General features: G+C 47.3%; 17 protein-coding genes and 1 tRNA gene. 2 read left to right on the top strand and 16 right to left on the bottom strand.

The features are described from left to right. Positions 1 to 2 precede the first annotated feature (2 nt). From AC2CG4_RS17965 to AC2CG4_RS17955, 3 genes are read right to left on the bottom strand one after another with little or no spacing between them, the layout of a single operon-like run. Positions 3 to 779 carry a Na(+)-translocating NADH-quinone reductase subunit C gene (locus AC2CG4_RS17965; RefSeq protein WP_484487579.1) on the bottom strand — a complete coding sequence of 259 codons (777 nt, stop codon included), beginning with the start codon at positions 777 to 779 and terminating at the stop codon, positions 3 to 5. Beyond that, positions 772 to 1,974, bottom strand: coding sequence for an NADH:ubiquinone reductase (Na(+)-transporting) subunit B (locus tag AC2CG4_RS17960; RefSeq protein ID WP_484487578.1), 1,203 nt, complete (start codon positions 1,972 to 1,974; stop codon positions 772 to 774). The genes AC2CG4_RS17965 and AC2CG4_RS17960 overlap by 8 nt, the downstream gene beginning before the upstream one ends. A gap of 3 nt (positions 1,975 to 1,977) precedes the next feature. Beyond that, positions 1,978 to 3,321, bottom strand: a complete 1,344-nt coding sequence (locus tag AC2CG4_RS17955) for a Na(+)-translocating NADH-quinone reductase subunit A (RefSeq protein WP_484487577.1) — start codon at positions 3,319 to 3,321, stop codon at positions 1,978 to 1,980. 568 nt (positions 3,322 to 3,889) lie between these two features. On the opposite strand from AC2CG4_RS17955, the gene mfd reads away from it, so the two are divergent. Both mfd and AC2CG4_RS17945 read left to right on the top strand, forming a co-directional pair. Continuing rightward, complete coding sequence (gene mfd, locus AC2CG4_RS17950; RefSeq protein ID WP_484487576.1) at positions 3,890 to 7,351, top strand: transcription-repair coupling factor; 3,462 nt, start codon at positions 3,890 to 3,892, stop codon at positions 7,349 to 7,351. Between the two features lie 35 nt (positions 7,352 to 7,386). Next, positions 7,387 to 8,244, top strand: a complete 858-nt coding sequence (locus AC2CG4_RS17945; RefSeq protein ID WP_484487575.1) for a CsiV family protein — start codon at positions 7,387 to 7,389, stop codon at positions 8,242 to 8,244. A gap of 85 nt (positions 8,245 to 8,329) precedes the next feature. On the opposite strand, the gene AC2CG4_RS17940 is transcribed toward AC2CG4_RS17945, so the two are convergent. The 13 genes from AC2CG4_RS17940 to trpB all read right to left on the bottom strand — a co-directional run bounded on the left by AC2CG4_RS17940 (position 8,330) and on the right by trpB (position 20,711). Continuing rightward, positions 8,330 to 8,545 (bottom strand): cold-shock protein, encoded by a 216-nt coding sequence (locus AC2CG4_RS17940; RefSeq protein ID WP_062067559.1) that lies wholly within the window; start codon positions 8,543 to 8,545, stop codon positions 8,330 to 8,332. 186 nt (positions 8,546 to 8,731) lie between these two features. Beyond that, entirely contained in the window at positions 8,732 to 9,463 is a 732-nt protein-coding gene (locus tag AC2CG4_RS17935; protein ID WP_484487574.1) for an S-methyl-5'-thioinosine phosphorylase, read from the bottom strand. Between the two features lie 2 nt (positions 9,464 to 9,465). Continuing rightward, on the bottom strand, positions 9,466 to 9,933 hold the full coding sequence (locus AC2CG4_RS17930; RefSeq protein WP_484487573.1) for a methylglyoxal synthase: 468 nt from the start codon (positions 9,931 to 9,933) through the stop codon (positions 9,466 to 9,468). A 117-nt stretch (positions 9,934 to 10,050) separates the two neighbouring features. Next, positions 10,051 to 11,955: a molecular chaperone HtpG gene (gene htpG, locus AC2CG4_RS17925; protein ID WP_484487572.1), complete on the bottom strand. Its 1,905-nt coding sequence runs from the start codon at positions 11,953 to 11,955 to the stop codon at positions 10,051 to 10,053. 170 nt (positions 11,956 to 12,125) lie between these two features. After that, positions 12,126 to 12,202: transfer RNA gene (locus AC2CG4_RS17920), tRNA-Val, on the bottom strand. A 102-nt stretch (positions 12,203 to 12,304) separates the two neighbouring features. Further along, the gene (locus AC2CG4_RS17915) at positions 12,305 to 13,513 is read right to left on the bottom strand and encodes an O-succinylhomoserine sulfhydrylase (protein WP_484487571.1); all 1,209 of its coding nucleotides are present in this window, start codon (positions 13,511 to 13,513) and stop codon (positions 12,305 to 12,307) included. 25 nt (positions 13,514 to 13,538) lie between these two features. After that, a complete protein-coding gene (gene purF / locus AC2CG4_RS17910; RefSeq protein ID WP_484487570.1) occupies positions 13,539 to 15,068 on the bottom strand; it encodes an amidophosphoribosyltransferase in 1,530 nt (509 codons plus the stop codon). Positions 15,069 to 15,096: 28 nt separating this feature from the next. Then, positions 15,097 to 15,618, bottom strand: a complete 522-nt coding sequence (locus AC2CG4_RS17905; RefSeq protein WP_062067575.1) for a CvpA family protein — start codon at positions 15,616 to 15,618, stop codon at positions 15,097 to 15,099. Between the two features lie 76 nt (positions 15,619 to 15,694). Beyond that, the gene (locus tag AC2CG4_RS17900; protein WP_484487569.1) at positions 15,695 to 16,306 is read right to left on the bottom strand and encodes an SPOR domain-containing protein; all 612 of its coding nucleotides are present in this window, start codon (positions 16,304 to 16,306) and stop codon (positions 15,695 to 15,697) included. A gap of 44 nt (positions 16,307 to 16,350) precedes the next feature. Continuing rightward, positions 16,351 to 17,643 (bottom strand): bifunctional tetrahydrofolate synthase/dihydrofolate synthase, encoded by a 1,293-nt coding sequence (gene folC / locus AC2CG4_RS17895; protein ID WP_484487568.1) that lies wholly within the window; start codon positions 17,641 to 17,643, stop codon positions 16,351 to 16,353. 25 nt (positions 17,644 to 17,668) lie between these two features. Beyond that, entirely contained in the window at positions 17,669 to 18,529 is an 861-nt protein-coding gene (gene accD, locus AC2CG4_RS17890; RefSeq protein ID WP_062067595.1) for an acetyl-CoA carboxylase, carboxyltransferase subunit beta, read from the bottom strand. A gap of 77 nt (positions 18,530 to 18,606) precedes the next feature. Further along, positions 18,607 to 19,416 (bottom strand): tryptophan synthase subunit alpha, encoded by an 810-nt coding sequence (gene trpA, locus AC2CG4_RS17885; protein ID WP_062067598.1) that lies wholly within the window; start codon positions 19,414 to 19,416, stop codon positions 18,607 to 18,609. 68 nt (positions 19,417 to 19,484) lie between these two features. Beyond that, complete coding sequence (trpB, locus tag AC2CG4_RS17880; protein ID WP_484487567.1) at positions 19,485 to 20,711, bottom strand: tryptophan synthase subunit beta; 1,227 nt, start codon at positions 20,709 to 20,711, stop codon at positions 19,485 to 19,487. Between the last annotated feature and the right edge of the window lie 20 nt (positions 20,712 to 20,731).

The following is a 20,731-nucleotide window of genomic DNA, read 5'->3' as shown; positions in this document are numbered from 1 at the left end:
GATTAAGCCTCTCCGTTTTTCAGGTTGATTAAGAAGGGTTTAAAACCATTATCACCCATCCAAAATTTCACTAATCTACTAACACCATCACTGGTTAAGGTTGCGCCAGATAAACCATCAACTTTATAGTTGGCATCTGGAGTTGAATCATCAACGTGACCTTTAACTACACTCAATTTCACACTGCCAGATTCTGAGTAGACATGCTTGCCAATCCACAATTGTTTCCACTTGGGATTATCAACTTCGCCACCCAAACCCGGAGTTTCTTTTTGATCGTAAAAACCAAAACCCAGAATGGTATTTAAATCTTTATCCAGCGCGATAAAACCAGACATGGTTGACCATAGGCCATAACCACGCACAGGCAGAATTACTTTGGACAAACCATTTTCATCTTTTACCAAAAACACTTTGGCAAAGTTTTCGCGACGGATGATCTTGGCAATATCGACTTCAGGCGAAAGCTTTTCTGACAAATCTGATTTTTTAGCAGAAGCGGTCTGATCAAATTTCTCTACATCTGCAATTGCACCGGTAAATTTACCGGTGCTCAGATCAACGATTTTAACTTCAACTTTTTCAAATTGAGCCTCAATAGATTGTGCCGGATCATAGATACCCGCAATTTTGAGTACGTTGGTTTTAAAGTCGAGTGCTTTGTTGGCAACCTGGGCAGGCTTAAGCAATACCGCAGAACTTGCCACCAAAATAGAGGCCACAATGCACATGATCAAGGTGACCATGATTGTGTATTTTGCTGATTGTTGGTTAGCCACGCGCCAGCCTCCGCTTAATGTTAGATTGAACGACGAAGTAGTCGATGGTAGGTGCAAACATGTTCGCAAACAAAATTGCTAACATCATGCCCTCTGGATACGCTGGGTTAACGACACGAATTGTAATTACCATGAAGCCAATTAACGCGCCATAAATCCACTTGCCTGTATCAGTCATAGAAGCAGATACGGGATCGGTAGCCATAAAGAACAAACCGAAGGCAAAGCCACCGATTACCAAGTGCCACCAAAACGGCATTTGAAACATCGGATTACTACTGGCAGAACCGGCCCAGTTATAAAGCAGCGTGGTTAATATGGCACCAGCCAAAACGCCTAGAACAATACGAGTTGACGCTATACCCATAATCAGCAGCGCAACACCACCGATCATTAATGCCAATGCGGACGTTTCACCAATCGAGCCATGTTCAAAACCGATAAACGCATCCATCCAGCTCACTTGATTGATTACAGCATCCATACCCTGCTGAGCAGCAATAGAAAGCGTAGTTGCACCGGTATAACCATCGACTGCAGTCCAAACCGCCTCACCTGACATTTCTGCCGGATAAGCAAAGAACAAGAATGCACGACCAGTCAGTGCAGGGTTGAGGAAGTTTTTACCAGTACCGCCAAATACTTCCTTACCAATTACCACACCAAAACTGATACCCAAAGCCGCTTGCCACAAAGGCAAATCAGGCGGGCAGGTCAAGGCAAACAGGATAGAGGTCACAAAGAAACCTTCGTTAACTTCATGACCGCGCGTGGTAGCAAACAATACCTCCCAAAAACCACCGACAATAAACACGGTTGCGTATATAGGGAGGAAGTAAGCAGCACCCAGTACCAAGTTGTCCCAAATGCTGTCAGGGTTATGACCAGCAAACATCGCAGTCAAAGCACCATGCCAATTATCGATACCCGTTGCACCTGTCGCAGCTAAAATGGTATTTGCTTGCAAACCAACGTTGTACATACCAAAAATCATTGCTGGCCAAGCACACAGCCACACAGTGATCATGATACGTTTCAGGTCAATGCCATCGCGCACATGAGAAGTAGATTTAGTGACATCAGCCGGCTTGAAAAGCCCGGTATCTATAGCTTCATAAAGTGAATACCACTTTTCATATTTACCGCCCTTATGAAAATGCGGCTCAATACTATCGAGTAATTTTCTCAGACTCATCAATTAGCCCTCCTGCTCAATGCGTGTAAGGTTATTACGCAGGATTGGACCGTATTCATATTTGCCAGGGCACACGAACGTGCACAATGCCAAATCTTCTTCGTCCAGCTCCAGACAACCCAGTTGTTGTGCCGCTTCGGTATCACCCACGATTAATGAGCGCAACAATTGAGTTGGCAGAATATCCAGAGGCATTACCTTCTCATAAGAGCCGACCGGCACCATAGCGCGCTCGGAGCCATTAGCAGAAGTCGTAAAGTTGAAGACTTTTGCTGGCAGCAACTTAGACAAATAAATTCCCATTACCGAAAACTTATTCGTACCAGCACGCAGGTAATGGAGCATTTCGCGCTCGCGACCTTCAAGTAGCACACTGATTTGGCTATGGAAACGGCCAAGGAAACTCAAATGACCATGAGAGCGACGACCACCAAATACCGAACCGGAAATAACACGATTTTCACCGGACTTAGTTTGACCTTGAGTCAATTCAGTCAAGCTCGCGCCGATGCGAGTGCGGACCAAACGCGGACGCTCAACTTGTGGGCCAGCAAGCGCAACCACGCGTTCAACATTTAATTGACCGGTAGTAAACAACTCGCCAACAGCAATCACGTCCTGATAACCAATAGTCCATACGGTTTTATGCGCACTTACCGGATCAAGGAAATGGATATGCGTACCCGAGTTGCCCGCGGGATGAACGCCAGCAAAAGTTTCAGCAACAATATTGCTGCCCTGCCCTTTGGGAAGATCTGCACCTTCGGCGTGACAAACAAACACTTTACCCTCGGTCAAGCGCGCCAACACCGTCAAACCATTAGCAAACGCTTCTTTTTTACTAGCGATGATCACTTGTGGGTTAGCGGCAAGTGGATTGGTATCCATCGCCTGCACAAAAATCGAGCTGGGTTTTGAATCCAACGCGGGAGCCTTGCTGAAAGGACGCGTACGCAATGCAGTCCAAAGACCGGATTGCACTAAATTTTGTTGCACGTTTTCACGCGACAAACCAGCTAAATCAGCCGCCGAATACTTGGCAAACTCGACTGCATCATTGCCTTCCACATCAATAACAATTGAGTGGAATACACGCTGATCACCGCGATTAATTGCACTAACAGTGCCTGATGCTGGAGCCGTGTAGATAACACCGGGCGTCTTTTTATCAGAAAACAGTTCCTGACCAAGTTTAACCTTATCACCAACCTGTACCGCCATAGTGGGCTTCATACCATGGTAATCAAACCCGATTAAAGCTACTTGGCGAACCTGTGGGCCATCTTCAATAGATTGATTGGGGCTGCCGGTAATGGGCAAATCCAATCCTCGACGAATCTTTATCATACGTCTCTGCCTAGTCGTTCGTGTGGATGTGAACCTGGTAACCCAGGCCATGAGGATGCAGCAAGCGATAAACCAGCTGTCATTGTCCAGTTACTTCCTGGCGGGAACTGGACAAGACTTTGTGGAGGACGTGCTTGATGCGAGTCGCGCCAGTACCTATTTACGCTGTAAATAAACCACTGGAGCATAGAGCCAGTAACTTTCATCTAACAACTTGCGCCGACGTCCGCACCAAACAGCGCAAAGTACACACAAGAGATTGATTTTTGAGAAGTTTTGGTAAGCCCTAGTAAAACCCGCGAATTATAAACGCCACCTACACCAAGCACCATAGCAATGCATTGATTTGATGCAGCTTTTACTCGCGTTTTCCTGGAATTCTATTTCTTTTTGCCCATATTCCAACCAATAAAAACACCAATGGAAATACTTCTCATTTACAGTCATTGTTAATTAAGCATGTTATTAAATACTGGGTGAGCTTTTATTTACATATTGATCCCCCAAGAAGCCGCGTAACACAGGTAAAATGCCCCCACCTTTTGCATGCATAATTATTAAACGCTTTATGACTCAGCAACTCCCAAGTAATCCCCCCATATCGAGCAAGTCCGGCAACCGACACTATTGGGGCCAGCTCTTTGGTAGCGCCCAAGCACTTACGATTGTAAATGCCGCCAAGGCCTACCAAGGCCTAAGCCTGGTAGTCACTGCCGACACCAGTGCCGCAATTCGGATGGAAACCGAACTTTCATTTTTTGCAAAAGGGCAAGATCCACTGCCGGTATTACATCTCGCCGATTGGGAAACCTTGCCCTACGACACTATCTCCCCGCATCAGGACATTATTTCCGAGCGCTTAAGCACGCTCTATAAATTGCCCGGCATAAAACAGGGGATTCTCGTTGTTCCGGTAACCACGCTACTGCAGCGACTCATGCCGCAATCCTATTTGGTTGGCAATAGCTTGATGGTTTCAGTTGGCGAAAAACTCGACGCCGATCAATTGCGCCACAATCTGGAGCGTGCGGGCTATCACTGCGTCGACACGGTTTACGAGCACGGGGAGTTTGCAGTGCGCGGTTCGCTGATGGATATTTTCCCCATGGGCAGCGAGCTGCCCTATCGCATCGATTTATTTGATGACGAAATCGAAACCCTGCGCACCTTTGATCCGGAAACCCAAATCACTATCGACAAGGTCGATAAAATTCAATTGCTCCCAGCAAAAGAATTTCCTCTCAACAAAACCGGCATTGGCCTATTTAAACAAAAGTGGCTCGAACGCTTTGATGTCAACCACAAAGCATGTCCAGTCTTTCAAGATGTCAGCGCGGGCATATCGCCACCCGGTATTGAATATTATCTGCCGTTATTTTTTGATGCCTGCAGCACGCTGTTTGACTACTTGCCGACTAATACCCAAATTTATGCGCTGGGCGATATTGAAAAATCTGCCGAAAATTTTTGGCTCGAATTATTGCGCCGCTATGAAAGCCGCCGTGTAGATCCGTTGCGCCCACTGCTCGCACCACGGGATATTTATCTGGCGATTGATGAATTTTTTGGCAACCTCAAAAATTACCCGCGCACCTTTATAGAATCTGCAGCGCTGGAAGAAAAGCCCGGCAACTACAATTTCGCCACCGCCGCCACACCCTCACTGCCGATTCGCGCGCAAGCGGAGAATCCGCTCGCCGCGATTCAAGCTTTTTTAATGGAATTTGATGGCAAGGTTTTATTTTGTGCTGAATCGGCTGGGCGCAGGGAAACCTTACTGGAATTATTGGGCCGCATTCGTGTTCGTCCAACAACAGTAGATAGCTGGCACGACTTTCTTACTCACAACGAAAAGCTCGCAATCACCGTTGCACCCCTTGAACAAGGATTACTACAAACCAAGCCTAAAATTGCGCTAATTTCCGAAGCGCAGTTATTTGGTGAGCGCATTCAACAACAGCGCCGCCGCAAACAAACGCAAGACAATGCTGATTTGGTGGTTAAAAACCTTACCGAATTAAAAATCGGCGCATCGGTGGTACATATCGATCACGGTGTCGGCCGCTATCGCGGCTTGGAAACTATCACCATCGACAATCAAACCAACGAGTTTTTAACACTGGAATACGCTGATGAAGCCAAACTGTATGTTCCGGTAACTAGTCTACACTTAATCAGCCGCTATGGCGGTGCTGAAGATAATCTGGCGCCACTGCATAAACTTGGCAGCGAATCATGGCAAAAAGCACGCCGTAAAGCCGCCGAACAAATTCGCGACACTGCCGCGGAATTATTGGAAGTTTACGCGCGCCGCGCCGCACGCAAAGGTCATAAATTTCCCGACCCTAAAATTGCTTATGAAGCTTTTTCTGCAAGCTTTCCGTTTGAAGAAACTGCAGATCAGCAGCGCGCAATTGAAGCTGTAATGGAGGACATGCTCTCATCCAAACCTATGGATCGCTTGGTGTGTGGCGATGTTGGTTTTGGTAAAACAGAAGTCGCTATGCGTGCGGCATTTATTGCTAGCCATAGCGGTAAACAAGTTGCCATTCTTGCGCCGACCACCCTACTTGCACAACAACACTATGAATCATTAAAAGATCGCTTTGCCGATTGGCCCATCACCGTTGAGGTACTCTCGCGTTTCCGCACCACCAAAGAAGTGAATCAAGTACTGGAGCGATTAGCGGAAGGCAAAGTGGATATAGTGGTTGGCACCCATAAACTTTTATCGCCCGATATTAAATTTAAAGACCTCGGTTTATTAATTATCGATGAAGAACATCGTTTTGGTGTGCGGCAAAAAGATCAAATCAAAGCCCTGCGCGCGGAAATCGATATTCTCACGCTCACGGCAACGCCGATTCCTCGTACATTAAATATGTCGATGGCCGGCATTCGCGATTTATCGATTATCGCCACACCGCCGGCGCGGCGCTTATCGGTTAAAACCTTTGTGCGCACCTACGATGAAGCCACTATAAAAGAGGCGATACTGCGGGAAATTTTGCGCGGTGGACAAGTGTATTATCTGCATAACGAAGTCGACACTATTGAAAAGGTGGCGCGCGAACTGCAAGAATTAATTCCTGAGGCGCGCATTGGTATTGGCCACGGACAAATGCGTGAGCGAGACCTTGAACGGGTAATGTCAGATTTTTATCACAAACGTTTCAACATTATGGTGTGCACCACCATTATCGAAACCGGTATCGATATTCCCAGCGCCAATACCATTATTATCAATCGCGCCGATAAATTTGGCCTCGCGCAATTGCACCAATTGCGTGGTCGTGTCGGCCGTTCGCACCATCAGGCATACGCCTATTTACTAACACCTGATCGCCGCGCAATGACCGATGATGCACAAAAACGCCTTGAAGCCATTAGCGCGGCAGAAGATTTGGGCGCAGGTTTTACGCTGGCAACCTATGATATGGAAATTCGCGGCGCCGGTGAACTGCTGGGCGATGAACAAAGTGGCCAAATTCAAACTATCGGTTTTTCGCTTTATATGGATATGCTGGATCGCGCCGTAAAAGCAATCCGCCAAGGCAAACAAGCAGATCTAGAAAAAGCACTGAGCGAAGCGATAGAAATCAATCTGCGCATTCCAGCACTCATTCCCGCCGACTATTTACCCGATGTGCACACACGACTAGTGATGTACAAACGCTTGGCTAATGCCGACAGCGAAGAAGCCCTGCGTGATCTGCAAGTAGAAATGATCAACCGTTTTGGCATGCTGCCCGAACCGATCAAAAATTTGTTCCGCGTTACGCAAATTAAAATTACCGCCGAAACCATCGGCATTACCAAGCTGGAAGCTAACGCCCGGGGCGGAAAAATTGAGTTCTCCAGCGATACCCGCGTGGATCCACTCAAAATCGTTAAATTGGTTCAAAGCCAGCCGCGCATTTATAAATTGGAAGGCGCCAATCAACTGAAATTTACCATGGAGTTGGAAGCGACTGAAAAGCGCATCCAAACCGTTGTCGATTTATTAGATCACTTGATGACTGGCAAATAATACTGACTCGTATCAATTACTGGTGGAATTAATTTATGGTTTCTCAATCAATAAAACACCTATCAACATTACTTGGCCTGACTGCGTTTTTTGTAAGCGCAACTCTGGCGCTATCCACTCAAGCACAAACCCGAACGCACGAGGGTTGGTATCAAGTTGAGATGATAGTTGTAGCGCGAAAAGATGATTCCGGGCAGGAACACTGGCCCAGCAACATTAAATTGCGCTACCCCGCCAAATGGGTCGAGTTGAAAGATCCCGCTGCTACCGAAACTGGCATCACCGGTAGTGCAGCAGTAGATCTCACCAAAGAAGCCTTTTATTTGCTACCCGCCAGTGAGCGGCAATTAAATGCACAAGCGCAAAAATTACAGCGCAGTCCGGGCTTTGAGGTTTTGTTTCACAATGCGTGGCGGCAAATCATCACCAATAAAAAATCCTCCAAAGCCATCCTCATTAATGGCGGGCGAACTTTCGGCCAACATCAAGCATTGGAAGGTAGCATTCGCTTAAGTGTAGCCACTTATCTGGAGCTGCAGACTAATTTATGGCTAGCGCAATTTGATCTCAATGTCGGTCAAGAAATTACCCAAACCTGGCCAGAAATCCCATTGCGCCCGAACTATGCAGCAACAGCGACCCATAGTTTTTCATTGGATTCCGATATAGAAGCGGAATTGGAGCAAGCGCTGGCAAATGAAAACAACCAATGGTCGAGCGGAAATATAGAAGGCAATGCGACGCTGCCCGAAGTGGATAACTTTGTGACGCGGCAAATTATTTTACTTCAAGAAGAACGCGATATGCGCAGCAGCGAAGTACACTACATAGATCATCCGATGTTGAATGTCATCATTCAAATCACGCCCTACTCAGTGCCAGCAACACAATAATTGTTTTCTTTTTTCACAAATAAAAACACCGGCCATTGCCGGTGTTTTTATTTTGAGAGTTGGTAAATCTTGAGTGAAGTTTACATCAGCTCAGCAAAATAACATCTTCTGCCTGCAAGCCCTTATCACCTTGTTGCAACTGAAACTCAACACTTTGACCTTCAGCTAATGAGCGGTAACCTTCCGCACGGATATTTCTGTAGTGTACAAAAATATCCTCGCCTCCTTCTCCTCTGGTTATAAAACCGTATCCACGCACGTTGTTAAACCATTTAACAGTGCCCATCTCACGATCTGCCATATGAAACACCTCTAACAGCATTGGTAGCTTATTGTTATTGCTCGGTTTGCTTCATCCGTTGATCGCCAGCACAGCAGGCTAGCAGCTATCCACAACCGGGTTCATAGAACTAAAAACCCCGCGTTTACGGATATTAACAAAAGTTAGAAATAAGAGGGGGATTTTTTGCTGCTTATTTGCGCAAAGCTATTGCTTTGTGAATAGAAAAATAGCCTTTTTAACATCGTCCATGCCGGCAACAAGAGTTTTCATTATGTCGTCAATACTCAACTCTTCGCTCGCCAGCCCAGCCGCCCAATTAACCACCAAGCATAGCGCCGCGTATTTCAATCCCAGTTCGCGCGCCAATGCCGCCTCAGGCATTGCGGTCATCCCCACCAAATCGCAGCCATCACGCTGTAAGCGCAAAACTTCTGCTGCTGTCTCTAAACGCGGTCCTTGTGTACAGGCATATACACCCTGCTGCTGAAACGGAAGATTCGCCGACAATAAACTGGCGATCAATTGTTGACGCATCTTCTCGCAATAAGGGTGGGTGAAATCGATATGATTGATGTAACCATCAAGCAAGAAGTTATAACTCTGCTCGCGACCATAGGTGTAATCGATAATTTGATGCGGCACGACAAAGGTGCCCGGCTCCATTGTTGGATGAATACCGCCAACCGCATTTACAGCTAGCACTTGCGTGACGCCCGCCTCTTTTAGTGCCCACAGATTTGCACGGTAATTAATCTGATGCGGCGGCAGTTTGTGCCCCTGCCCATGACGAGGCAAAAACACCACCTGACGACTACTTATTTTCGCGATAATCAATGGCGCAGAGCAATCACCATAGGGTGTAATGACTTTCTGTTCAGCAATAATTTCCAACTCAGGAAATTGATTTAATCCGGAGCCACCAATAATTGCCAACATCGTTAAAGGCTCGTTTGTGCGCGGCTGGCCATATAGGCTGCGTAATCTGGAACCCAATGTTGTGACTCACCATTAAAGAGTGGCGAAGACACCATAAAATCGGCAGAGCTTTGGTTACACGCGATAGGAATATTCCACACAGCGGCAATACGCAACAGTGCTTTTACATCGGGATCATGTGGCATTGGCTCAAATGGATCCCAAAAAAAGATCAACATATCGACCCTGCCCTCGGTAATGAGCGCGCCTACTTGCTGGTCACCACCCAAAGGTCCAGAGATAAGTTTGTTAATCGACAAGGCCGTTTCTTTTTCTATTAAGGTGCCGGTCGTGCCGGTCGCAAATAATGTATGGCGGCTTAAATCGCTGCTGTGTTTTTTACACCAGGCAAGCAAATCTTTTTTTCTATTATCGTGCGCAACAAGTGCAATCGATTTTGTAGCTGGCAAACTAATTTCTTTATATTCCATGGAGCTCACCCCAAATAATAAATAAAAAATGACCTTGCCTGATTATAGACGGGTTGCCTAGACGGGGTCGCCCAGACAAGGTCATCTTTAATAGCAGCCGTAAAAATCAGCGGCTAATTAATTGCTGAGTTCCAGCAGTAATTTATTCAAGCGTTGCACGTAAGACGCAGGGTCTTGTAATTGGGCACCCTCAGCAAGATTCGCTTGGTCGAACAGAATATGCGCCAAATCACCAAAGCGCTCTTCGTTACTTTCCTGTTCCAACTTTTTCACCAGCGGGTGCTCTGGGTTCAATTCAAAAATCGGTTTTGAGTCAGGTACTTTCTGCCCTGCCGCTTCCAGAATGCGGCGCATTTGTGCACCCATATCGTGATCACCCACTACTACACACGCAGGAGAATCCGTTAGACGATGGGTAATGCGCACTTCGGACACTTGATTTTCCAATGCGGCTTTTGCGCGATCCAGTAATGGTTTCAGTGCTTCAGCGACTTTTTCTTGTGCTTGTTTTTCTTCTTCGCTGTCGAGCTTACCTAAATCCAGCTCACCCTTGCCTACATCTTGCAAAGATTTGCCATCAAACTCAGCCAAGTGACTCATGAGCCACTCATCAACACGGTCGCTCAACAACAATACTTCGATACCTTTTTTGCGGAACACTTCAAGGTGCGGGCTGCTTTTTGCGGTATTGAAATTTTCAGCGGCGATGTAGTAAATCTTCTCCTGACCCTCTTTCATCCGCGCCACGTAGTCTTCGAGCGAATGATTTTGCTCGGCGGTATCGGTATGGGTAGAAGCAAAGCGTAACAACTTGGCAATCTTTTCACGATTGGCAAAATCTTCCGCAGGACCCTCTTTCATTACTTGGCCAAATTCTTTCCAGAAGGTGGCGTATTTTTCCGGCTCGCTTTTCGCAAGTTTTGCCAGCATATCCAATACACGCTTAGTCAGTGCGGAACGCATAGCGTCGATGTTGGGATCTTTTTGCAGAATTTCACGCGAGACGTTCAAACTCAAATCGTTTGAATCCACTACACCTTTTATAAAACGCAAATACAACGGCAGGAATTGCTCGGCGTCATCCATAATAAACGTACGTTGCACATACAACTTCAAACCGCGCGATGCGTCACGGTTGTACAAATCATAGGGCGCACGTGCTGGAATAAACAACATGCTGGTGTAATCCAAATTACCTTCCACACGATTGTGGCTCCAGCTAAGTGGATCAGTAAAATCGTGGCTGACATGCTTGTAAAACTCTTTGTATTCTTCGTCAGTTACATCGGAGCGCGAACGTGTCCAAAGCGCTGTTGCCGTGTTGATAACTTCATCTTCCGGCTCTTCGCTCACCGCATCATCACCAGCGGGCTTTTGCTTTTTCATCACAACAGGAATTGCGATGTGATCGGAATACTTTTTGATGATTGAACGCAAGCGCCAGTGATCAGCAAACTCCAATGCATCATCTTTCAAATGCAATTCAATGGTCATACCGCGATCAGCTTTTTCGATTGACTCCACAGTAAATTCTGCGTCCCCCGTACACTCCCAGCGCACCGCTTCATTTGCTGGTGCCCCCGCACGACGAGTAGTGACCACAACCTTATCAGCAACGATAAAAGCTGAATAAAAACCAACACCAAACTGACCAATCAATTGCGCATCTTTCTTCTGATCGCCAGACAGTTTTTGCATAAATTGTGCGGTGCCGGATTTGGCGATAGTACCGAGGTTTTCAATCACCTCATCGCGCGACATGCCGATACCGTTGTCACTAATCGTGAGAGTTTTTGCTTCCTTATCGAAATCGATACGAATCTTTAATTCGGTATCGCCTTCATATAAGTCGCCATTTGATACGGCCTCAAAACGCAATTTATCAGCGGCATCCGACGCATTAGATACCAACTCACGCAGGAAGATTTCCTTGTTTGAATACAGCGAGTGAATCATCAAATGCAGCAATTGTTTGGCTTCAGTTTGGAAACCACGGGTTTCTTTGCGGGCATCAACGGTCATTTTCTAACTCCTGGGTACATGCACGAAGGTGTGAATAATTAACATCCGCCAGAGATGGCGAGCATGAACACAAGATGGGGTAGTCATACTGAAATTCAAGGGGGAGAGCGATACGCAGCAAATCGCAGACAATAAAAAAGCCGCTAAAAAGCGGCTTTTTTAAAGATTTTTGGTAGGACTAAGCAGACTCGAACTGCTGACCCCCACCATGTCAAGGTGGTGCTCTAACCAACTGAGCTATAGTCCTAAATTGTTAAGCCTTTTGGCTAACTGGGCGCGCACTTTACCAAGGTGAATTCGCAAGGACAAGACCCAACAACACTTTTTTGCGCCCTAGCCTTGCAAACTCTTAGTAAATGCCTAAACCGCGCGCAAGATCGGCTTTTAAATCGCCAATATCTTCCAAGCCAACCGCAACACGAATCAGGTTTTCGGTAATGCCTGCATCCGCCTTTTGTTCTGGTGACAAGCGACCATGGGTTGTGGTTGCCGGATGAACAATAGTGGTTTTGGTATCACCCAAATTAGCGGTCAACGACATAATGCGGGTTGCATCGATCACTTTCCACGCCTCATCTCTGCCGCCTTTTACTCGGAAAGATAAAACACCACCAAAAGCAGATTGTTGTTTCACAGCCAACTCATGGCCAACATGGCTCGGCAAGCCGGCATAAAACACTTTTTCTACTTTAGGGTGAGCATTCAACCACTGCGCCAATTCCAATGCATTGCGCGAATGCGCCTCCATGCGTAAACGCAAAGTCTCCAAACCTTTTAAGAATATCCACGCATTAAAAGGGCTAAGACTTGGGCCAGCGCTGCGAATAAAACCGAGCACCTCATCGACATATTTTTTTGCGCCGGCAACCACACCACCGAGGCAGCGGCCCTGGCCATCAATATATTTGGTGGCCGAGTGAATAATTAAATCCGCCCCCAGCTCCAGTGGTTTTTGCAGCGCAGGCGTACAGAAACAATTATCGACAGCCAGTAACGCACCGCGTGCATGGGTTAAATCTGCAAGGCGCTGAATATCAATCACATCGCATAAAGGATTCGATGGAGTTTCAACAAAAACCAGTTTGGTATTAGCCGTAAAACCTGCTTCCCACTCGCTGTAATTTGTCGGATTAACAAATGTGGTTGTCACGCCAAACTTTTGCAAATATTTAGTGAACAACACAGTTGTTGTGCCAAATACACTGCGCGAACAAAGGATGTGATCACCCGATTGCAATAACGCAATACAAGTAGACAAAATAGCCGCCATGCCGGATGAAGTGCCTACTGCCGATTCAGCACCTTCGAGCGCCGCAATACGCTCTTCAAACATACGCACAGTAGGATTGGTATAACGCGAGTAAACATTGCCGGGTTGATTGCCCGCAAACCGGTCGGCCGCTTCTTGCGCGCTGGCAAATACATAACTTGAGGTGAGAAACAGCGCTTCACTGTGCTCACCTTCATGGGAGCGCGACTGCCCTGCGCGAATAGCCAGCGTATCCAGAGCAGCGCCGAACAGTGGATCTTCAGCTAAATGTTCGTCGTAATTTTCCATAGAAATTCACTCAATAACTTATGCGTTAAACGCTCGCGGCTCCGTTGTGCAAACCTATCGGCAACTCCATTTGTTTAACCGATTTTTTACCCGATTTTGCACTGTCATTACGCGCTGCCGCGACTTTTTCTAAATATTCTGCTGTTACATCACCGGCACAATATTCTCCGTTAAATACCGCGCAATCAAATTCTGTTACGTTGCTGTTTCCTTCTGCAGAGGCGGCAATTAAATCTTCCAGATCTTGATAGATCAGCCAATCAGCGCCTATATCACTACACACTTCATCGTCGGTGCGGCCATGTGCAATTAATTCATCGGTTGTCGGCATATCGATACCGTACACATTGGGGTATTTCACCGCGGGCGCCGCTGAGGCGAAATATACTTTTTTGGCACCCACATCGCGCACCATTTGAATAATTTGCTGGCAAGTAGTACCGCGCACGATGGAGTCATCGACCAGTAGCACCACCTTATCTCTAAACTCCAACTCAATCGGATTCAATTTTTGGCGAACAGATTTTTTGCGTTGCTGCTGACCGGGCATAATAAATGTGCGCCCGATGTAGCGATTTTTTACCAAACCTTCACGGAATTTTACGCCCAGCTTTTGCGCAAGCGCCTGGCCTGCCACGCGGCTGGTATCCGGAATTGGAATAACAACGTCAATATCGTGATCAGGGCGTTCGCGCAGAATTTTTTCTGCCAACTTTTCACCCTGACGCAAGCGTGCTTTGTAAACCGAAATGCCGTCCATAATAGAATCGGGGCGCGCGAAATAGACATGCTCAAAAATACAGGGGGTTAAGCGTGGCGATTTAGCGCATTGGCGACGATGCAGTTCGCCAGCTTCGGTAATATAAATTGCTTCACCGGGTGCGACATCGGCAATCAACTCAAAGCCTAATACGTCGAGCGCAACGCTTTCAGACGCCACCATATATTCGACACCGCCCTCTTCCGAGGGACGCTTGCCATACACTAATGGACGAATGCCGTTTGGATCGCGAAATGCAACCAAACCATAATTGGCGATAAGCGCCACTACAGCATAACCACCGGTTACACGGTTGTGTACACCAGCAACTGCAGCAAACATATCATCGGCAGTCGGGCTTAGCTTTCCCTGCATCTGCAATTCATGGGCAAATACGTTGAGTAATACTTCTGAGTCCGAATCTGTATTTACGTGGCGCAAATCAGTTTTGAAAATATCTTCGCTCAGTTTATCGGCATTGGTTAGATTGCCGTTGTGCGCCAGCGCGATACCATAGGGTGAGTTGACATAAAATGGCTGTGCCAACGCTGGGCCCGAACTGCCTGCGGTTGGGTAACGCACATGGCCAATCCCCATGGTACCCAGCAATCGCTGCATATGACGAGTTCTAAATACGTCTTGCACCAGACCATTTGCCTTTTGTTGGCTCATGCGGCCATCCTGACAAGTCACCATACCAGCGGCGTCCTGCCCACGGTGCTGCAAGATGGTCAACGCATCGTAAAGCTGCACATTCACATCGCGTTTACTCACAATACCTACAATACCGCACATAAGATTGCCTCAATAACAGTTATCAACTTTAAACTTTTTGACCGCTTTCAACACTGCCAAACAGTGCTGTTAGCCATTGGGCGACTTGTTCATAAGCCGCCCTGACCCACTCTTCACACGCGAGAAAGTGGGGGATGAATTGCGCCTGTGACCACCACTGATCTTCATTCACCGGAATGAAACCGGGTAACAGGATCAGTAGCGCCATCACAATTATAAAGGCGCGCGCTGCACCAAACACCATTCCAAGAAGACGATCAGTACCGGATAAGCCGGTGGCACGCACCAATGCGCCAATGAGATAACTCAACATCGCACCTAGCAGTAGCGTAACGATAAATAACACCGCATAGGCGGTCATGAGCCGAACAGAAGGTGTTTCAATTTGGTCGATCAGCAGAATTTCAAGCTGGCCACCGAAGACTCTGGCTACCAGCACTGCAGCAACCCAGATTATTAGCGAAAGGGCTTCGCGCACAAAACCACGAATCAAACCGATCAAACAGGACAGGGAAAAAATCCCGATTATGGCCCAATCAGCCCAATTCATTCGCGCGCCCACTCCAATATCATTGATGGGAGGTTTACAGAGGCGCGCATTCTAACAGAGGTGCAGGATTATGGCTTTAGGGTTTAAAGGGTAAAACGAGGGAATTCACTTTCAACTGTTTGTCTAATTGCGACTTAATCGCAAGCGCTTGGGCTTTATCTTGCTTGGGTCCGATAAATACGCGGTAAATAGTCGCATTAGCGGTCGCAACTGAACGCACATAGGCTTTATGCCCCTCAGCCTGTAGTTGGTCACGCAACTTATTCGCTGAAGCTTGCACGCTGAGACTTGCCACTTGAATCACCCATGTGTCAGGCAAACCTTGTTCGTTCAACGGCATCTCCGGCACCGATGTTTCCACTTTTGCCGCAGCGGATGAAACTGACTGCAAGGACGACGAGACAACCGCAGCAGTTACTGCTGGCTCAGCAGGAGGAATTTGCGCAACCGCAACGGCTTCAGCTTCATCCGGGACAAACATTGCTTCCGGTGCTGGTGCTGGCTCAATGCCATCTGGCCGAGTGGGCTCATTAAAATCCACCGCAGTGATGCTCGGACGCCCCGGGATGTGGGAGGTAGTATCCACTTGATACTGTTGGCGATCCTTAAAAAAACTGGGCAGAAACAATACAGCAATAGCCGCAAGCACTGCAGCGCCAATCAATCGATGTTTTACGGATTCTCTCACCTAAAACCTCTACGCCAAAACCATGGGATAACAATGCAGTCTAACTAGTATTGCTCCGCGCAGCCTGCGAGCACTTGCAAACCGGCCGCAACCGTATAAAAAGATCCAAAAATAAGAATGCGATCGCCTGGTGCCGAGTTGTTGAAGGCCGCCTGCAAGCAATCGGCCACACCACCAGAAAATGCCACTGTCACACCCAAATCGACCAAATTCTGGCGCAATTGTTCAACACTGGCTGCGCGCGGGTTAGGTGATAAATCAGCCACATACCAGGAACTGACCAATCCTTTGAGATTGCCTAAGCTTTGAGCGCGATCCTTATCTGCCATCATCGCCACTATGCCATGTATTGTTGAGCCGGGTGCCGACACTTGCTCCAAGCGCTCAGCCAAATAAGCAGTCGCTGCTGGATTATGAGCCACATCGAGAATGACTTGTCGCTCACGCCACTGCAAGGTTTGAAAGCGCCCTGGAACGCGCAATGCAGCTATACGTGTAAATGCATCCAGAGTCAGCAAATCCAAACCAAGAATAGACATTACTTGCAATGCAGCGGCAAGGCTGGGCAACGGCAGCTGAGGAAGAGGCTGAGAGGAAAACTGAAGGTGGTTGTTCCACCAATTCCAAGAGGAATCATCATTAACAGAATAACCGAAGTCGCGCGAAATCAAGTGCAGTGAAGCAGAGAGATTCCGGGCGTGATCTAGCAGCGACTGAGGCGGTGAAAGGTCAGCACACACAACCGGTTTTCCCGCACGCATAATGCCTGCTTTTTCATAGCCGATGGCTTCGCGGTTATCGCCTAACCAATCCGTATGATCAAGCGCAATACTGGTGATTACCGCCACATCGGCATCAATAATATTGATTGCATCCAAACGTCCACCCAACCCCACCTCAAGCACCATTGCAGTCACTTGTTGGCGGCGGAAAATTTCCAGCGCCGCTAAAGTACCGTACTCAAAATAAGTGAGGGAAATAGGCGCAGGGGAATCCGCAGAGATTTGTTGGCACGCACTGAATATAGCTGCAAACGCGGAGCAGATTTCATCATCCGCAACCACATTGCCATTAACAACAATACGTTCGTTATAGTGTACTAAGTGTGGAGATGTGTAGACACCAACCGAATAGCCCGCAGCATTTAACAGCGCCGCAGTAGCAGTAACGCAAGAGCCTTTTCCATTGGTACCAGCAACAGTAATAATTTTTGCCGCTGGTTTTAATAAATCCATTCGCTGCGCAACACGCGTAATCCGTTCAAGACCGAGATCAATCTCGGTTGGATGATTTTTTTCCAACCAATCCAACCAAGCAGGTAGCGAGTTAAATTGCATAGCAGCGACTAATTAAAAGAATCAATTACACAGCTGCTTTGCGGGTAAATTTTGCCAATAGCGAGGCCAACTTATCGCGCATATCACGACGATGGATAATCATATCGATCGCACCGTGTTCCAGCAAAAACTCTGCACGCTGGAAACCTTTGGGTAATTTTTGACGGATAGTTTGTTCAATAATGCTGGGGCCAGCAAAACCAGCGCGGGAGCCAGGCTCACAAATATTTAAATCACCTAACAGTGCGAGACTAGCAGAAACACCGCCATACACTGGGTCGGTCATTACTGAAATATAGGGGGTCCCCTGCATTTTCAAGCGCTCAATAACAGCACTGGTTTTAGCCATTTGCATTAATGAAATCAATGCTTCCTGCATACGCGCACCGCCAGTAGCAGAGAAACAAACAAAAGGAATATTTTCTTTTAATGCGATAGTTGCCGCACGAGTAAAACGTTCACCCACCACATAACCCATAGAGCCGCCGTGGAATGCAAATTCAAAAGCGACAGCAACAATCGGCATACCTTTTAACTCGCCACGCATAGCTACCAACGCATCTTTTTCGCCGGTTTCTTTTTGCGCCGCAGTTAAACGGTCTTTGTATTTTTTCACATCTTTAAATTTCAGGCGATCAATTGGCTCAACTTCGGTGGCCAATTCCTGACGATTCTGCGGATCCAAAAACATTCCCAAACGTGCACGCGCGCCAACACGCATGTGATGATCGCACTTGGGGCAAACATCGAGCGTTTTTTCCATTTCCGGCTTATACAGCACCGCATCACACTTAACACACTTTTCCCACAGACCTTCAGGCACCTTATTGCTGCGCTTGGTATCAGTGCGGGAAATACTTGGAATAATTTTATCTAACCAACTCATGGTCGCTTCTCTGTACTCGATGTCAATTTAGTTGATTGGCTTTACCCGGCGCGCGAGTTACCAACGTTTTTTTGCTATCAAATAGAATCTATTGCTACGCGAATGCTGCCGACAATATCACCTACTGCTGCAGCAATGTCAGTGGCGCTCTTATCAGCCATGCTGCCCATTTTTTCAACCAGAACACTGCCAACCACGACTCCGTCGGCCAATACAGCAACCGCTTTAGCGGTTTCAGGGTCTTTAATACCAAAGCCTACACAAACGGGCAAATCTGTTAACTGACCAAATCCGGCTAACTTTTCTTTAACTGCATTTACATCTAAATGGCCTGCACCCGTTACACCCTTCAGTGAAACGTAGTAAAGAAAACCACTGGCATAGGCTGCGATCTTTTGTGCGCGCTCGAGCGTGGTAGTGGGTGCAAGCAAGAAGATATTATCTAACCCATTAGCATCAAGCTCACCCTTGAGCACCACAACTTCTTCCGGCGGCAAATCTACCGTGAGCAATCCGTCAACACCGGCATCAGCCGCTGCTTTCGCAAATTCAGCATAGCCAAAACGTTCAACAGGGTTAGCGTACCCCATCAAAACCACAGGTGTAGTGTTGTTGGTGGTGCGAAACTGCTTAACCAGTTCAAGCGTGCCACGCAAACTGATGTGATGCTCAAGTGCACGCTCGTGACCTTTTTGAATCACTGGACCTTCAGCCATAGGGTCGGAGAAAGGCACGCCTAGTTCAATTACATCCACCCCCTGCTCCACCATGGCATGCAAGGTTGGCAAGGTTGCTTGTGGATAAGGGTCGCCATTAACTACATAGGCGACCAAGATTTTTTTGCCCGCCGTTTTGGCCTGACTCAAGTGCTGGGAAATACGACTCATCGACAATTCCTGATTTTTTATTCACCGCCTATTGGGCGATATTTCAAATTAGCTGTTGACCCACAAGATTAAACAGTGATGCCGTCTAAGCCTGCAACAGTCAAAATGTCTTTATCGCCACGACCAGAAAGGTTGGCAATGATGATTTGATCTTGGCTCATAGTCGGCGCTAATTTTTCCACATATGCCAGCGCATGACTGGATTCCAATGCCGGCATAATGCCTTCAGTCTTGGTGACTTTGCGGAACGCGGCCAAAGCTTCGTCATCGTTAATGGCAACGTAATTAACACGACCTATATCTTTTAACCAAGAATGTTCAGGGCCTACACCAGGATAATCCAAACCAGCTGAAACTGAATGAGTCTCGATAATCTGACCGTTCTCATCTTCCATCAAATAAGTGCGATTGCCGTGCAATACACCGGGGATGCCTTTATTCAAAGGCGCTGCATGTTTGCCGGTTTCGATCCCCAAACCACCGGCTTCAACGCCGAACATTTTTACTGATTCATCAGTAAGGAAAGGATGAAAAAGACCGATTGCATTTGATCCACCACCGACACAAGCGACCAATGCATCAGGCAAACGACCGGCCTGTTCCAGACACTGACGGCGTGCTTCACGGCCGATAATCGATTGAAAGTCACGCACTAGTTGTGGATAAGGATGAGGCCCAGCAACGGTACCAATAATGTAGAAGGTATCATCAACGTTAGTAGCCCAATCACGCATAGCTTCGTTCATCGCATCTTTCAACGTGCGCGAACCTGAAGTCACCGGAAATACTTCTGCTCCCAGTAACTTCATACGATATACGTTGAGCGCTTGACGCTTAACATCTTCGGCGCCCATGTAAACACGGCACTTTAAGCCTAAACGAGCAGCAACAGTGGCCGTAGCAACGCCGTGCTGACCAGCGCCCGTCTCAGCAATAACACGAGATTTGCCGGTAAACTTTGCCAGCAAGGCTTGACCAATAGTGTTGTTAACCTTGTGCGCTCCGGTGTGATTAAGGTCTTCACGCTTTAAGTAAATCTGTGCGCCACCCAATTCACGAGTCCAACGCTCGGCGAGGTAAAGTGGCGAAGGACGGCCAACATAGTGCGCCATATCCTTGTCGAATTCTGCTTGAAAGCCAGGATCATCTTTCAATTTGAAATAAATAGACTCAAGTTCATCGAGCGCGTAAATCAGTGTCTCGGAAACAAAGCGACCGCCGTAAGGGCCAAAGTGACCTTCCGCATTGGGGAAAGCACTGTAATCAATAGCTGAAAACTGCTCAGTGTTACTCACCGTTTAATCACCTGTAAGAA

The sequence above is a fragment of the Cellvibrio sp. ATLC23 genome (assembly GCF_057196725.1).
The sequence above is the reverse complement of the archived record's forward strand: the minus strand, read 5'-3'. Positions and strand labels throughout refer to the sequence as shown.

Coding starts and splice junctions, on each gene's coding strand:
- AC2CG4_RS17945 (WP_484487575.1), top strand. CDS start 7,387: ATGGTTTCTCAATCAATAAAACACCTATCAACATTACTTGGCCTGACT.
- trpA (WP_062067598.1), bottom strand. CDS start 19,416: ATGAGTCGTATTTCCCAGCACTTGAGTCAGGCCAAAACGGCGGGCAAA.
- AC2CG4_RS17905 (WP_062067575.1), bottom strand. CDS start 15,618: ATGAATTGGGCTGATTGGGCCATAATCGGGATTTTTTCCCTGTCCTGT.
- AC2CG4_RS17915 (WP_484487571.1), bottom strand. CDS start 13,513: ATGGAAAATTACGACGAACATTTAGCTGAAGATCCACTGTTCGGCGCT.
- folC (WP_484487568.1), bottom strand. CDS start 17,643: ATGCAATTTAACTCGCTACCTGCTTGGTTGGATTGGTTGGAAAAAAAT.
- AC2CG4_RS17940 (WP_062067559.1), bottom strand. CDS start 8,545: ATGGCAGATCGTGAGATGGGCACTGTTAAATGGTTTAACAACGTGCGT.
- AC2CG4_RS17955 (WP_484487577.1), bottom strand. CDS start 3,321: ATGATAAAGATTCGTCGAGGATTGGATTTGCCCATTACCGGCAGCCCC.
- AC2CG4_RS17935 (WP_484487574.1), bottom strand. CDS start 9,463: ATGTTGGCAATTATTGGTGGCTCCGGATTAAATCAATTTCCTGAGTTG.
- AC2CG4_RS17960 (WP_484487578.1), bottom strand. CDS start 1,974: ATGAGTCTGAGAAAATTACTCGATAGTATTGAGCCGCATTTTCATAAG.
- AC2CG4_RS17930 (WP_484487573.1), bottom strand. CDS start 9,933: ATGGAATATAAAGAAATTAGTTTGCCAGCTACAAAATCGATTGCACTT.
- htpG (WP_484487572.1), bottom strand. CDS start 11,955: ATGACCGTTGATGCCCGCAAAGAAACCCGTGGTTTCCAAACTGAAGCC.
- accD (WP_062067595.1), bottom strand. CDS start 18,529: ATGAGTTGGTTAGATAAAATTATTCCAAGTATTTCCCGCACTGATACC.
- mfd (WP_484487576.1), top strand. CDS start 3,890: ATGACTCAGCAACTCCCAAGTAATCCCCCCATATCGAGCAAGTCCGGC.
- purF (WP_484487570.1), bottom strand. CDS start 15,068: ATGTGCGGTATTGTAGGTATTGTGAGTAAACGCGATGTGAATGTGCAG.